Origin of the sequence: Oxynema aestuarii AP17 (genome assembly GCF_012295525.1) — a bacterium.
GTDB classification, from domain to species: Bacteria; Cyanobacteriota; Cyanobacteriia; order Cyanobacteriales; family Laspinemataceae; genus Oxynema; species Oxynema aestuarii.
On record NZ_CP051167.1, the window covers coordinates 4,838,473 to 4,854,259 of the forward strand.

The following is a 15,787-nucleotide window of genomic DNA, read 5'->3' on the forward strand; positions in this document are numbered from 1 at the left end:
AAAAACTATTCCTAAATAGAATAAAACATCCAAGGCGATCTTGGATGTCTGCAAAAGTTTTTAAGCGGAAGTTTAACGATGTGATTAGAGAAAAATTAGCCGAGATCGCCCGCCGGACGGCAAGCACATAACATCGATTTCCATAAATAAGGTAATCTTCCCGCAAAAGCAAACTCAAGATCGGTATAACCGTGCGATCGCAGCAACTCGCTAAGGGTTTGAACCGAGAAAAATTTGATATGACCGCCATCGCGATCGACGTGAAAATGAGCGTCCATGCGCCCTGAGAGGGACAGTGCCAGGTTTTTTAAATATCCGTGATAGGGTGTCGTTAGAATTAGCTTCCCGTTCGGTTTCAGACATCGTTTCGCCACTTTGACTAATTCTTTCGGGTAGAAAAGATGCTCGATCACTTCAACCGCAATCACGCGATCGAACGAATCCCCAATTTCTTCGTAAGGTAAATCGTAAATACTTCCTTGAAAGAAAGAACAATCGGGAAAACTACGACGGGCGATCGCCACTCCTTGGCTAGATTCTTCAACTCCAACCACGCAATAACCGTACTCCGCTAACCAATGACTAAAACTGCCATTTCCACAGCCGAGATCGAGGATTCGGAGCGGTTTTCCTTCCTGACTGACGGGATCTCCCAGTAAAGATAAGAACGGTTTCATCAAATAAAAATGGGTCTCCTTAAGGCGATCGTCTTTGTAGGGAAATTCGTAATCTAAGGGTGAAGAAGTCATGAGTGATGGTAGAGTCTATAATTTTCTAGCTTAGAGAATAAGTTGTCGTACAGATCTGGATAATCGATCGCGATCGCCGAGGGTAAGATATAGCGATCGCAGGCGATCGGCGATTCGTTCCCACGTGTATTCCGCAAAGATCAATTGGCGCGCGCGATCGCCCATTTCACGGGCCAATCGGCGGTCTTTCAACAGCGCGATCGTCGCTTCGGCAATTTCCACCGGATCCGGATTGATTTCCCAAACCGCGCGATCGCTCGCCGCTTCAGGAAAATGACACCCTTTTGTAATGACACAGGGCAATCCCGACGCCATCCCTTCCAACACCGACAGACTAAATCCCTCGGAATAGGAAGGAGAAATGTACAGATCTGTCGCCGCCAGCGCCGCATACTTTAACTCACCTTGCAGCATTCCTGTAAACGTTACCGCATCTAAAGCCCCTACTTTCTTAAAAAAGCTCTTGATTTTTGGTAAATAACCGATGCTATCCGGTCCGGCGACAACCACGTGTATTTGCGGTAATTCCGCACGGATTTGAGGCAGGGCAGAGGCGAGTAAATCCAATCCTTTTTTTGGATGGAGGCGACCTAAGAACAGGATTAAGGTTTTATGGCGAGTTTCGGGAAACACCCGGTAAAATCGTTCGGGGTCGGGAAGGCGATCGAAATCCGCGCGATCGATCCCGCTAGGAATCACGATCGCCGGGGTTTTCGGCGCGATCGATCGCGCCCGATCCGCTTCACTCTCGCATAACGCCTGAACCGCCGCCGCGCGATCGATCGCGGGCTGTTCTAACCCTTTAAAAAATAACCACTTTTTCCAATATTTATAAGCCATAGCCCACGGTTCTAGCATCCCGTGTGGAGTCATTACATAAGGGACATTATGCTGCTGGCAAGCCCAATGAGCGGGTAGGGACGGATAGCAAAATAATGCATGAGTATGGACGATATCGTAAGCTCTAACGCGATACCACAACCATTGAGTCAATTTAAAACTGATATATCGATAATCGCCAAAATTCCAAAAATCGAAATACTGAATTCGATAAAAATCGCGATCGATCCAGCGATATAAGGGTACATCTAAATGACTGTTACCGTTCGCAGAAGTTGTAACAATATCGACCTCGATGCCAAGACGACCGAGCGATCGCGCTAACTGAAGCACGACCTGAGACGGTCCGCCATAGATCGCAGCGATCGCCGGAACGACCATTAAAATTTTCATAAAAATTACTCAGTTTTTACCTCAGCTAAATTGGCAAACTGATAGCGTTTTTGATAGTCGTCAAACGCCGTTGTCATGGCGGGGGGTAACTTCAAATGCAATTGTTGTGGAGTTTTTGGCGATCGAATCCGAGCCACCGCCTCATCCAACCACGATCGCGGACTGTCTAATTCTAAAAAGGTACATAATTGCTGCAAATGCGATCGTGGGTTGTCTAGAAATTGAGAATAAGTTAATTCATAAAAGCGATCGCCTAACGGTTCGCGCCAGCGATCGATCTCGTGCAAGGTCACCAACCATTCGTAAGCCGCTTTTTCCAAATCGCTATTGAGTGCGATCGCTTCCTCGGGATAGTATCCCGCCTCGATCCCATTGCGTTGCAGGGCTTTTCATTTGGAACCATCGACCCCCCACCACTGATTTAAAGCGGGTTTTCCGGCTATTTTATACTCGTTTTCCGTCGCCAACCGCGCGATCGAATGGCAAACCTGCGCTCCGTCGCGCACTAAATGCACGAATTTCGCTCCCGGTGCGATCGCTTCTAAATATCCAATTCTCAAGGCATTGAGCGGCGTTTTTTCGACGAATAAGCGAGATCGATCGCCTTTCGATTGGCTTCGGAACAGGCGATCGAAACGCTCTCGACTCCCTTCGCCAACATGGCGATCGTCCATTAACAAGCGTCCTTCAATCCGTTCAAATAAATTATGGACGTCCATTTGGCGATCGATCGCCGTCCATAAATAATAGGGTTCGTAAAGGTATTTTACTTGAGGATGAGAGCCTAAAAAATCCCCTAAAATCGTCGTCCCCGACCGTCCGCAACTGACAATAAATGCGAACGGAAGGGGATTTAAAAAGTGGGAGCGATCGCGATTGGTACGTATTTTCCATTCGGCGAGCGATCGCAAGGTAAAGTATTTGAGCGCTCGTGCTGATGGTTTAATCGCTTCGAGAAGGGGTAATGCAAGATTCATTATTGACGTTATTGTTCTCTAAATTTGTGCTGGAGTAGCGGGCGATCGTTTCCCGGTACAGTTCTAAAATTTGCGCTCCAGCGACTTCTCTAGAAAAGTTTTTGCGAATAAAATCGGATGCAGCTCGACCCATTTGTTCGCGGAGCGCGCGATCGCTCAAAAGGCAATCGATACAGCGATAAAATTCCTCTGGCGAGTGACAAATAAAGCCTTCTTTCCCCTGTTGGATCGGCAACCCTGCAAAGGCTTCCGGCGAACCCACCACAGGTAAACCTACTGCCATTGCTTGTTGTACTTTCGTTTTCAGTCCCGACCCATTTGTTTGCGGGTAAATGTAAATCCAGTCCTGGCTTAAGAAACTCATATAATCTTCTACACGATCGCTGAGGCTAATATCGGATCGATTTCCTAAAAGTTTTTGCCATTTGGCTGCTTGAATATTTCTCCCAAGCAAGAATAATTGGATTTGCGGGCGATCGGGCTTAATCCGTCGATAACAATCGTCTAAAAATTGACCGACTGCCTCCCACACGACTTGTTTTCCTCCAGTAAAGGTACATAAAAGTTTAGGAGTATTGGATCGGGCGATCGGGCGATCGAGAAACTCGCTTGCAATCGCAATTTTAATCGTTTTAATAGTAGAATTTGGCAAAATCTTGCTCAAATATTGAGTATCGATCGGCGAGACAGTACCAACTAAATCAAAATTAGAATAAATACGACGTTCGTAATTTTTTAAAACCAGTTCATTAATGTAGTATTTTACAGCTAATTGCCAATGAGATGTCTGCGATCGAATTCTGTTCGCTGCCATAGAATATGCATCTGAAGCAACTAAAACCGTAGGAATAGCAGGACAATATTGTCGATACTGAGCCATATAAAATAAATCAAAATGGATGGCGTCGTACTGCTCGATCGTGCAGCAATTGCGCAACCAAAGCGCTAATTTTGTGCTTTTATAGCGGGCGATCGCCGGGTGAAACCCACAAAAACAGCCTTGAATTTGATACAATAATCTAATTAAAGCCTTTGGCTTTTCAAAAAAAAATATATTATTAATATTGGGAAATTCTTTTAAGATTCGCTTGGCGACAATTTCCCGATCGATTTCATTGTCTATTAAGATGGCTAAATCGCACTCGGCGCGATCGCTGACATATTTAAGTAGATTAAAAGTTAAGTTATGGTTTCCTAAACTGGGAGGAACGAAAACATATGGAATTAAGAATAAAAGTTTCACGCTAGAAGTAGTGTTAAGTCAATTACAAGTTTTTCAATATTTTAACGATCGATACTGAATAGGCGATCGGATTCAAATGATGGTCTAAAATATCCGAATTGACAAAGCGAGTATCGATAATTTGAGTTTCTGGATTGAGTTGTTCGGAAGTAATATCGATAAAACAAAATCCACGCTTTTCGCATTCTTGTTTGAGGCGATCGTTATATTCTAAAGTCAGTGCTGTTCTTTCTAACTGCGATGCTTTTACTTCTCGGCGAGCATTCGCAACCTCCCCCCAGTTAACACCATCTGGAATTGTCGGTAAGGGAACGCTTAAAATGTAAATATTGTCAAAGTTTCGAGCGCGAATCCATTCTAAAAAGTTACAGTAGTTTAAAATTGATGTTTCCAGCGCATCTTTAATAGATATCTTGTATTTTTGAGCGCAATACCAAATCAAAAACCCACAATCGACTTCTCCTAGTTGAAAAAATAAATATTGCCAGGGTTTTGCGCTTTCAATTCGTCTTCTAAAAATTTGTAAAGCGTCAGTCCGTGAGTTGGGATTGAGCAGACCTCGTGCTGTTGCACCGGGAACGGCGATCGTTTCAAAATACATCCCCGGAATCGAGCGATCGCGATCGATCTTAGAGAAAATTTTGATATGACTATCTCCAAGACAAATGGCATAAATATGACGGCGATCGTATAAAGACAAGCAATTAAAAACATTTATTTTGATTTTTTTAAAACCTGGTTTTATTATATTTTTTAGTAGCTCGAATCCCATGATTTTTATTTATCTTGATGGTAATATAGGGATATTTAATAAAAATCTAATAAAAATTTCTCCCAATAAAGTAGTTACGGCAATCCCCAGCAAACACACAGGTATTAAATGATAAGAGCCAGAGCTAGTAAAAAAAGCTGACAATAAAAGAATTTCTGCTAAAGCAACTGGTTTAGTATACAAATTCATTTTAAAAACTTGATAGTAAAGTAAAAACCAAAAAATTGTATGTAAAAAAACACCGATAGCAACTAGCCATACACTACCCGATAATAAATACAAGCATCCAGTCAGTCCGGGAGATGCACTAAATCCATAATCAGTAATCCCCAATATTTCATGTTTATAAACTAAATTAATATTAAAGCCAAACTCAGTTAATTTATGATAAATTGTTCCTAAGTTAAATTGAGGTTGATAAGCTTGAATATAAAATAACGTTGTCAATCCATTAATTCGAGTTAAAGGAAAGTAAAGGTAACTATCCCATACTTCGCTATTATAAATAACTTGATTGAAAGCTTCAGGAATAAGATAAATTTGTCCCACTTGACCGACTTCTCTAAGAAACCGCAACCGCGTTGCAATACCAAAAACCAGAGGGAACAGAGGAGTAAGTGCAATTAAAAAATTGCGCCTTCCTGTAGTCAAGCAACCGGAAAAACTCCAAATAATTGAAAGTAAAACGATCGCTCCTGGAATAAATGCACGACTCGTTGTAATAATCGTAAAAACAGAACAATAAACAATATATGCCATTAATCCTAGGTGGAAACAAAAAGTATTTTTAACATAATTAGCAATAAAAATTAAGTTTAAAAATAATGCAGGGACTATCAGCTTCGTACTTATATTAATAATCCCTGCCAATTTAAAGGGAAGAGATGCTGCACCAAAGCCAGAAACAGGATCGACTCGCGCACCAATTTTGAGATCGAATTGCAGGAAAATTAGCGAACCACTAATAATAATCAAAGCTAATAAGTAAATTAAAAGCCATTTTTTCTCAAAGTATTGATAGGCTTCGATGGATTGGCGATCGATATTGAAATAATACATTTCTCGAAAATATCGGGTTTTAGTTAACCAAACAACTGCACAAGCAAAACCGACTAAACTAAATGTCGAAATTTGATAAAGTTCGATAGGATGTTCTAGATTTAAGAGCCAATCAAATAACGCAGAAGGAAAAATATTGATTGTTTTACTGCCTTGAGAATGCCAATAGAGCATCCCATATAGTTGAAGGTGATGACCGATGGATAAAAGTAAATAAATCACCCAAAAATTAGCTTCTAATTGGAATCGTCCACGTAATTTCCATAAAATTAAAATAGAAGCCAAAAAAGAAATAATCGTTAAATCGGTAAATTCACTTTCTAATCTATTGGCTCCTTTAAAATAATCGAGGGCACCCAACCAACCTAACGGAAAAATACTGAGAATTAACCATCTCCATCGAAAAATTGAGAATGATTCTGAAAAAACAAAAAGGTTTTTAATCGTTTTTTGGAATGAAGAAGCCACAATATTTTTTCTATTCCACGATTGATTTTTTACAGCCATTTTTTAGAGATAATTTAGATCTCAAGACTCTCGCTTTTAAAGGAAAATGCTTTTAAAGTTACATTTAGGAGGATTCTTTATCCGATATTAAATCAAGATAAGTAATATTTTTCTTGCATTTACTTTTTTATTCTTTAAACCAATGTTTAATATTTTCATATCCATATCTATTTTTATAAATGCGACATAAAAATAGAAACTGCCATCTTTTTACTTTAATCCAATCAGACCAGTAACCCCATTGATTCTCTTTAGGTTTAGAATTCAATAAAACATCAATAAATTCTGATTGCTGCTGAGTTAAATACTTTTTCCATTTTTCAGGTTTATCCGGAATAATCCCTATTTCTTCATCAATTTCAATAGCTGTTTTGCTATAAGAAGAATCACGCATTCCCGGTTTTAGCATTTGCATCTCAAAATCTTCTCCCAAATATTTGCAAAGATGTCTTAGAACTCTGTCGGGAAAGTGTGTTAACTCTTCATATTGCACCGTATAAAGGCAATGGGAATATTTTCGTGCAAAGATTGTAGAGAGTTCGTAGACACCACAGGCTAAGAAAAAATTATCCGGTAAATGAGAGCAATAAAGGTATGAGGCGATCGCATTTTTAGGGTCTCGCTGCATATTAATGATAATTGCATTTGGAAATAATTCTAAAATAAAATCGATATAAAAAATATGACTTGGTGTTTTTTCACCCCAACGCATTTTTCCTCGGTTTTGTACGATTTTTGTAAAGAAGATTTCTGCTACATCTCGATAAGAATAATTTCCTTCAGATAACTGGTCGATCCATTCATTTTTAAACTCAATATATTCTTTTAAATGGTAGTCAGATTGTTCTGAAAAACGATAATTTAAAAACCGTTCTACAATATCAACAGCATATCGAGAAATATCCTGCTCTAAGATTAAATTCCTATTGCCGTAAATTCTCGCAAAAAAATATGTTTCCGGCGGAATATAAATTCGTGAATGCCGATTCAAACAGTATCGCATTAAAGTCGTTCCAGATCGTGGAGTTCCAACAATAAAAATTGGTCGATCTGACTCTAAAACATCTTTATTCATCGCTTTCTAAACTAGATTTAGCTTGAATCAATCGTCGAACTGAAAACAAGATCGAGCAACGAGAGAGAACCAAGGAACTAGAATTGGCGATCGCCGCCCCTTCTAACCCATATCGAGGAATGAGCAATAAATTCATAAATACATTACATAAACTACTAAAACCATAAATAATCGCAATTGTTCTTTCATTTTCTATGGCGATCGATACTTGGCTCATCCATCCCAGAGAAGCATTCATCAATTGACCCGCAGTTAAAATTAATAATGCTGTATAGCTGATTTGAAACTCGGTACCGAAGAGTAATAAAAAATAGCGACCAAAAAAGAATAATAAAATAGCAATAGGTAAAGATAATAACAATAATAATATTGCTGTTTTTGCGATCGCCGATTCCAGTTTTTGGTAATTTTGTTTTGCAGATATACTAGAAAAGATCGGCATCAATAAAGGTCGCGCGATCGCGAGTGGTAAAGCAACTAATTCCGCACTGCGACTCGCTACGGCATAAAAAGCTACCGATTGCATTCCTAAAAATCCACCCAACATTAAAGTATCGATCCGCAAATGAACAAAATTAATAAGAGTGGCGATCGTCAAAGGAAAACCACCAGATATCCATTCACGCCATCCGTATTCTACCTCTTTGATTTTTGACGATTTTGGAAGAACACGAATCAGCAAAAAAAAGCCAAAGAAAAAAGCACATATCGTAGAAACGACATGCAAAATTATTGCATTTTTAGCACTGAAATGAGTAGGAAATAACGATCCTAAAATGACAATAAAAATAGTGAAAAGCAACGGACGAATTAAAAGCTCGGGAAGTTGTCCGGCAACAACTTGACTTAATCCTTGCATTGCCGATTGTCTGAGGCTTGTTAATGCTGTAAATGGAATAGAAATAGCGGCAATTGATAAGATAGAATAGATCGATTCATTCGCAACCATCCCAAAATACCAAGCTGCGATCGCCACCACGCTACTTAATGCCACAGAAACCAGCAAAACTACGCGATTTAACCGCAATAAAAATCCTCTAATGAAATCCCACTGCGATCGCGTTCGATAAATAGCAATTTCGCGCACAATAATGAGTGGCAATCCTAAAACAGAGATAATATTGAGTAATCCCAACCAGGCGATCGTGTAAGCATAATTTCCATATTCGCTGCTTTTTAAATAGCGTGTCAGTAAAACATTTGTTGCAAAAGATAGAAACAGATAAATAACTTTTAAACCCAAGGTTCCGGCTAAACTTTGGATCTGAAAACGATAAGATGTCAATTTAAACTTTAGACCGAACAACCGTATTTACCTAATTTTTATACTGACGACTCCAGCGATCGCGGACCCTCGCAATTTCTGTTGGCGAATAAAAATGTTGAAAATAGCGAGATTCGCACATTTCCTCGATATAGCTTTCTGGAAGTTTTACGAATTGCTTGAATCTCTCGTAAGTTTTTCCATAGATTTTCCGAGATCCAATATTGTGATTAATAATTTTAAACCCTCTATCTAAATTAAGAAAAGATGCAAGATAACGAGCTTTAACTGTATTATTTAATTCTGACTTTAAAATCAGTAAATCAAAATTATCTTTCTGGAATCGAGCTACCCCACGATCGCGTGGAAAAGGAACTTGGTAAACATCAATACCGAGATAATTAAAAATCTGGTAATCGAACCAATTCAAAACATTGTGATGAAAATTTCTCCTCAAAAAAAGATCGGTCAGTTCGGGTACACTTAACCGATCTGCACCAAAAGGTTTTCCGGTATGCTGTCGGTAATTTTGAAAGAAAGAGGAAATATTTTTAGCGATCGGTTCGCGCACCAGCGTGATAATTTTAATCGGTCGATCTTGTTGCAAAAGTTTTTCCTGCAAAATCCGCGATCGATAGGTTCCATCATCGATAAAATGAACGGCAAAGACTGTCCCCAATTGAGGAATAGACTTCGTTAGCGATCGCGCGATCGAGGTCGTTCCCACCTTCCCCATCGTCCAAATTAAAATCGGCGTGCTAAAGCGCACGACCCACTTCACCCGACGTTCAAACACAAAGCGATCGATCGATTCCTGAAGCTGTTCGGAACCCGTATAAGCGAGCATAAAAAACCTGAGTTGTTCGACAAAAAGATGAGCGATCGACCTTCTAGAAGAGGCGATCGCTCAAAACCTAATCAATCTTTCTATTCAATTATGCACAATCCGGATTTAGTCATAGTTCTGACAAGATTAGCAATTGTTTATTTTCTGGCGATCGCCCACTATTCAAGCCAATTGAAGTTGGCTCTCATTCCCTAAAAATGCTGAATTTTCGACATTTGAACAAACAAAATAGCTAAAAAAATCCGTAGTATCCACAGCACGGTAGTCAAGATACAGATTGACTCCTCTAGAATTCCTATCATATTAAAAATGCAATAGGGAGCGATCGAACGGGTAGCTATCCAGTGGAAAACTGAATTTTTCTGGCTTGTGAGGAATTTGGGTATTGCGAATCCTTCGTCTTCTATTTCTCGACCAAGGGTCGCGATCTCTTGGTAGTAAGATGGATGGTAATAGCTAAGTCTGAGCCTCAGTGTAATAATGCTGAGTAGTAGCAGGATGAGAGTAGATCCGGTCAAATCGACCTAATCTTGTCTATCTCACTAAAGAGAAAAAACTTCATTGGATTGAGTTAAGTCTTCTGGTAAAGGTTTTCCTTCAATAATAGTTTGGTAAACGTCGATGAGTTTTTTAGCTGCTCGTTCCCAGGTATAGTTTGCAAAAATAAAATCACGAGCGCGATCTCCCATTTCTTTTGCTTTTGGAGGATCGCTTAAGCACTCAATTAAAGCATCAGCTATAGCATCTGTATTAATATCCACAACATGAGCCGCTTTAGCCGTTGCAGCCTCCGGAAAATTGCAACCTGTCGTAATAATGCAAGGTAGTCCTGAAGCCATACCTTCTAATACGGACATACTGAAACCTTCCGAGTATGAAGGTGCAACATACAAACTTGCTGCCGCCAAAGCAGCATATTTCAATTGACCTGTCAGCATACCCGTAAAGGTGACAGCATCCAGACATCCTGAGTTTGCAAAGTAGTTATGAGCTTTAGACATAAATCCGATACTGTCTGGCCCAGCTACGATTAAATGAGTTTGAGGAAACTGTTTATGGGCTTTTGCAAATGCAGGGGCAAGTAAGTCTAGCCCTTTTTTAGGATCGATCCGACCTAAGAATAAAATCAACGTTTTATTTATTGTATTGGGAAAGTGTTGGTAAAAAACATCTGGTTTTATCGGTGTCTCAAATTCTCGTCTATGAATCCCATTGGGTATAACTATAGAGTGTTTGATCCCCAGTAAATTGAGTTGTTTTGATTCAGAACTTGCTAGAGTCTGAATTAATCTTGCTTTTTTGAGAGCTGGCTTTTCAAAAAATAAATAATACAGCTTTTTTTTCCAAGCTTTATAAGACATAGCCCAAGGCTCCAGCATACCATGAGGTGTCACTAGGTAAGGAATTTTAACAAATTGACAGATCCAGTGAATGAATAAAATTTGCGGAGCGAATACTGTATTTGTATGAACTAACTTGTATTCATTGATATGCTGGAAGATCCATTTAAGTAATGAAAAACTAATAATAAAATCATATTTATGGAAACAAGAAAAATATTTAATTTTATAATTGCTTTCATGAATCCATTCTTCTAAAATTACATCTAATTTTCCGGATCCATTAGCATTTGTCGTGATTATATCGACAGTGACTTTTTCAAAATTATTTACTGTTTTTACTAATTCTATAAAAGCCTTATAAGTCCCCCCATAAACTGAGCCGAGGTATGGGGCAACCATTAAAATTTTTACCATGGATTTAGTAGGGTATAAGATTGAAATATTGAATCCTTCATTGAGACAAATCAAGTCTAAATAGCTGCGACATTCAGTAAGCTTTCAACCACGACAAACCAACTCTAAAATAGGATCTTATAATACAGAATAGCTACACTTTAATTCCTCTAAATTTTTATGATAATACAATTTTAATTCTCTTCTTCCATCAGTCTGACACCTATTTTTTTGTGTTTGAATGTTGTTAATTACGATTTGCTATTAATTTAACATCTGTTTTCTTCAATATTTACGATCGCATTTAAATTCAAACTAATTTTCTAATTTAGAGCTATCCTGCCATTTTTAAATTTCCAGTTCAATTCAATCTTTATATTATAAAAATTTTCAACAATGCACATGCTAAGTTTGTTATCCGAGACATACCCATCAAAACCATAAAGTTTTGCTTGCCAAACAGATACTGAATAACATACTCCAACTAGGTACTTTTTTCGATAAAATTATATACGAGCAGTTAATCTGCAATCCGGAAACTACACACAGGATTTATGAAGCATGAAATTTTTAAACTGAATGGCCTAAAAATTCCAGTGAATCATGTCAATAATACGATCCAGAACTATAATTGCCCAATCAGGCTATTCTTTGATAATTCATATTAACAACAGTTACTTGGCTGTTATGGCAGCATCAATGGCATTTAAAAAACCCTCCGCAAACCTTTGCGGGCTATAAGTAGCCACAATCTTCTGGCTATATTGTCCCATTTTAATTCGGGAATCTGAATCTAGCTGATGGATGTCTAACAAGGCACGAGTCATGTCTTGTTGACTTTTTGGATTGAATCGTCGGCCATTCTCAGGATCGCGAACCAGCTCGTGACAAGCCCCTACTGTTTGGCTACATAAAATTGGTAGTCCAGCAGCACAAGCCTCATTTACAACTAACCCCCATTGCTCTTGCAACGCAGGATGTACAAAAGCATTAGCAAGACCATACCAATCTCTTATTTCTTGATAGGTGATAAAACCAGGTAAATGCACGCAATCCTTGAGTCCTTTTTCGAGAATGACATGGCGGATAGATATTTCTTCTTGTCCACTGCCGCAAATGACGAGATTCCATGCCTGCTCATCTCCAACTTGCTGTCGATAAGCAGCAAACGCTTCGACCAGTCCTAATACATTTTTGCGTTCGATCAACCGAGTGACAGTGAGAAAATAAGGACGTCTCGGAATGGCTGGCTGCCTTTTTCTAGTAAGACTTGGTGCTTGCCTAGCAGTTTCAGCACCCTGCTTAAAATAATTATTGTCAACCGCATCGTAGCCGAAAAAAATGTACTGGGAGGGAAAGCCTAGCTTCACGAGGTAATCGCGATGTAGTTCTCCACCGACAAGAGCAGCATCATACTTTCTGACATACTGCCAGAATTTTATTTGTTCTTTCCACCACTGCCGTTTTTCATCATCCCATTTACTCTCACTCATCAGAATCGTTGGAATACGGTAGCGTTGACACCAAGCTAATGCTGCACGCGATACTGGAAAGCCCCATCCAGGGATGGCAACAAGATCTGGTTGTAGAAGATCGAGACAACCAGGAACTAAAGGGGCTGGTGCCGCAGAAAAGCGACCGCGATCTACAGAAGCTGGAGTCGTAGCAACAGGTAATAGCGTCTTGAGTGGAAATGCAATTTCTTGTTTCACATCACCCCAAGGATGGTCTCGGGTATTGTCTGTCACCTGAATGGCACTCAAACGCCAACCTTTTGCCTGACATGCAGCACAGGCAGCACGTAGCCTCGCAGCATGATAGCCTCCAATATTGTAGAAAATAACAACAATATGCATAGCTAGCTTAATTCAACTCAAGTAACGCCTAAAGTAATAAATATACTTTAGAAGGAAGGGTGTTCTTGTCGGGGCATATGAGTTGAAGAATGAATATGACCCGATGGAAGAGGTGATTTTAATTTAAAGTTTTCTCGTTGAAACCAAAGTAATAAGAAACATGGCCAAAAAGCCATACCAAACCAGGCATAAATTCCGGGTAAATCTCCACCACGCAGGAGAGGGATTAGACAGGCGCAGAGGATGGCGCGGACGAGAATGCCTGCGAAGGCTTGCAGCTCGTTACTATAACGGACGATATTGGCGAAAACTGTTCCGTAGAGGATTGAGCCAACGAGAATACCAATTAGCCCTCCTTCGCCGTAGAGCGATCCAAATAATGATTGTGAAATCCCTAAGGTTCCCTTTCCATTATTGATAGTAATGCCCAGTTTATTCAGGTAGCCTCCCACGGGTTTTTCAGGCCACAACGATCGAGGAATCGGGCGCATCAGAATCTCTAGATGCTCCATGCCTAAAGAGAAGTCTAAACGGTGAGGATAAACTTGCTGCATGAGTACGAAGCCATCGAGCATATTGGCATCTTCGGCACTGAAAGCGCGTTCTATGGCAGCTTGCTTTAGGGTGTCGTTGGCTAAGTTGGCATTACGCATAGCACCAGCGAAGGCAAATAGAGTAAGACTCATGATGGTAATCATGCTGAAAATTATCAGGCGACTTTTTGGTCGATAGGATGAGGATAAGATGATACCTCCAGCGATGAGCCATGCTAGAAATTTAAAGCGGCTGCTAGGACCGTAAGTCAGATATGCAACACCGCTTAGGATCGTGAGGGCAGCAATTTTATGCCGCAGTAAGGGCAAGCCACCAAATTTCCACAGGCAAAAAATCAGTGCAGCTACTCCCACTAAAAGCATGGGAAATAAGTATAAGTAAGCACTCACTCCAAATGCCAGGGAACTACCCCCGCGTACTTGTGCAATAACGCGGGAGCGAACGACTACGACTATGGGCAGACACAGCAAGCCGAGGAAAAGGATTTTAGGCCGCAGCCATTGGAATAGGGTCCGATCGCCTATCGGGACTACAATTGGCAAAACCGTCCTCTGTCGCAACATATAAGTTACTAATAGGCAGATTTCCCCAAAGACAATATAAGCTAAGGCAATAACAGCCTTATCTTCCGTAATTGGAGAAAAACCAAGATTTCCAATATTCACCCACCTGTCTAGACCACTGGTAACGACCCAATATCTATAGGAGGAAATGTAAAAAATAAAGCTGCCGATCAGTAACGGGATTTCGTCATTGCGTCGCAAGAACCAAATTCCGCTCACAACCAGCAGGGCTATTTGAGTAAAGAGTAACTCCGGGTATTCAAATAGGGGCATGGGGTACGCTTTGGAGATGGTGCTGCAATTGCGACAGGCTGAAACAAGTAGTATTGGTGGATTGTTGGGAAAACATTTCTAGTTGATGGGGATGGTTGAGACAAAATAACAGAGCATCGGCGATCGCTTCTCCTGTAACCTCTTGTAAAGTCAACCCATTTACTCGATCTTTCACGACTTCACCACAAAATCTGGACGCAACAACTGGCAGTTTCCAAGCCTGGGCTTCAAGTTGAGTTAGTCCAAAACCATCTGAAAGGGTTGGAAACACGAAAATGTCTGCCTTTTGGTAGTATTCAACTACGGCACTGCGAGGAACGGTACCAATCCATTGCACCCGTTCCTGTTCGGGTTGGGATCTGGCGATGCCTGGGGAACCGACTAGCCAGAATTCTATAGGCTGGTCGCGCAGTAGTTTGGCCGCTTCTAGCAGTGCAGCGATACCCTTGCGCAAAATTACTTGACCGAGAAACAGCACTCTTAGTCGGCGTTCGACGGAGAAAGCCGGAGGGTAAGTTCGTACGAAGTCACGGGCTTGTTCGGGGGGTTCGTAGGCAAGGGGAACAACATCAATTTTGTTGGCAGGGATACTCGCTTGCTGTAAGGCTTGACTTGACCAGGGCGAATTCACCACAATACGATCGGCCAGTGAACATTCTTCCCGCCAACTGTCCCAGTAGTGGGGTGGTGCAGGTTGCCAGATAGATTGATAGTGAGGATATCTCGAATGTTCCTCTAGAACCAATTTTTCCTCAACGGGTCCGGGATCGATTTGTCCTAAAATAGTGTGCCAGCCTCTAGACTTGGCGTAGCGGAATAGTTCTAAGGCGGCGTAACTGTAAGCAAACAGGGTGGGGCGACAGTTAAGTTGAGGGGTGAGGGTCTTGAGACACTGGACTGCCTGTTCTTGGAACCAGTAGTTACGGGCGATAATGCGTTCCCATCCAGTTGTTTTTTGGATGCGTTGAACCAGTTCAAAGCGAATCAACGAACTCGTGAAGGCGTGGATAGAGGCTGGGGTTAAGTCTGGGTGGAATCGTTCCCGTAGATTAGCTAAGAGAGATTTTGGTAGGTGATT

At 40.6% G+C, this 15,787-nt stretch carries 14 protein-coding genes; all 14 read right to left on the reverse strand.

Translation table 11 applies throughout. From position 1 onward, the window contains the following. Positions 1-95: 95 nt before the first annotated feature. Positions 96-749 (reverse strand): class I SAM-dependent methyltransferase, encoded by a 654-nt coding sequence (locus tag HCG48_RS19360; RefSeq protein WP_168570622.1) that lies wholly within the window; start codon positions 747-749, stop codon positions 96-98. Positions 750-779: 30 nt separating this feature from the next. After that, positions 780-1,982, reverse strand: coding sequence for a glycosyltransferase (locus HCG48_RS19365; RefSeq protein WP_168570623.1), 1,203 nt, complete (start codon positions 1,980-1,982; stop codon positions 780-782). A gap of 5 nt (positions 1,983-1,987) precedes the next feature. Further along, positions 1,988-2,302 carry a sulfotransferase family protein gene (locus tag HCG48_RS19370; protein ID WP_168570624.1) on the reverse strand — a complete coding sequence of 105 codons (315 nt, stop codon included), beginning with the start codon at positions 2,300-2,302 and terminating at the stop codon, positions 1,988-1,990. A gap of 69 nt (positions 2,303-2,371) precedes the next feature. After that, positions 2,372-2,959, reverse strand: coding sequence for a sulfotransferase family protein (locus HCG48_RS19375; protein WP_168570625.1), 588 nt, complete (start codon positions 2,957-2,959; stop codon positions 2,372-2,374). After that, on the reverse strand, positions 2,925-4,202 hold the full coding sequence (locus tag HCG48_RS19380) for a glycosyltransferase family 4 protein (RefSeq protein ID WP_168570626.1): 1,278 nt from the start codon (positions 4,200-4,202) through the stop codon (positions 2,925-2,927). The genes HCG48_RS19375 and HCG48_RS19380 overlap by 35 nt, the downstream gene beginning before the upstream one ends. Positions 4,203-4,224: 22 nt before the next feature. After that, positions 4,225-4,902: an SGNH/GDSL hydrolase family protein gene (locus HCG48_RS19385; RefSeq protein ID WP_168570627.1), complete on the reverse strand. Its 678-nt coding sequence runs from the start codon at positions 4,900-4,902 to the stop codon at positions 4,225-4,227. An 81-nt stretch (positions 4,903-4,983) separates the two neighbouring features. Then, a complete protein-coding gene (locus tag HCG48_RS19390; protein WP_168570628.1) occupies positions 4,984-6,540 on the reverse strand; it encodes a hypothetical protein in 1,557 nt (518 codons plus the stop codon). 127 nt (positions 6,541-6,667) lie between these two features. Then, complete coding sequence (locus tag HCG48_RS19395) at positions 6,668-7,615, reverse strand: sulfotransferase family protein (protein WP_168570629.1); 948 nt, start codon at positions 7,613-7,615, stop codon at positions 6,668-6,670. Next, positions 7,608-8,900 (reverse strand): oligosaccharide flippase family protein, encoded by a 1,293-nt coding sequence (locus HCG48_RS19400; protein ID WP_168570630.1) that lies wholly within the window; start codon positions 8,898-8,900, stop codon positions 7,608-7,610. Before HCG48_RS19400 ends, HCG48_RS19395 begins: the two co-directional genes overlap by 8 nt. 31 nt (positions 8,901-8,931) lie before the next feature. Further along, the gene (locus HCG48_RS19405; protein WP_210437088.1) at positions 8,932-9,726 is read right to left on the reverse strand and encodes a putative capsular polysaccharide synthesis family protein; all 795 of its coding nucleotides are present in this window, start codon (positions 9,724-9,726) and stop codon (positions 8,932-8,934) included. 542 nt (positions 9,727-10,268) lie between these two features. Beyond that, positions 10,269-11,483, reverse strand: a complete 1,215-nt coding sequence (locus tag HCG48_RS19410) for a glycosyltransferase (protein ID WP_168570632.1) — start codon at positions 11,481-11,483, stop codon at positions 10,269-10,271. Positions 11,484-12,136: 653 nt separating this feature from the next. Beyond that, positions 12,137-13,318 carry a glycosyltransferase family 4 protein gene (locus tag HCG48_RS19415; RefSeq protein ID WP_168570633.1) on the reverse strand — a complete coding sequence of 394 codons (1,182 nt, stop codon included), beginning with the start codon at positions 13,316-13,318 and terminating at the stop codon, positions 12,137-12,139. A 47-nt stretch (positions 13,319-13,365) separates the two neighbouring features. Continuing rightward, the gene (locus HCG48_RS19420) at positions 13,366-14,709 is read right to left on the reverse strand and encodes a hypothetical protein (protein WP_168570634.1); all 1,344 of its coding nucleotides are present in this window, start codon (positions 14,707-14,709) and stop codon (positions 13,366-13,368) included. Next, the gene (locus tag HCG48_RS19425) at positions 14,696-15,697 is read right to left on the reverse strand and encodes a glycosyltransferase family 4 protein (RefSeq protein WP_246259641.1); all 1,002 of its coding nucleotides are present in this window, start codon (positions 15,695-15,697) and stop codon (positions 14,696-14,698) included. The genes HCG48_RS19420 and HCG48_RS19425 overlap by 14 nt, the downstream gene beginning before the upstream one ends. Positions 15,698-15,787 lie beyond the last annotated feature (90 nt).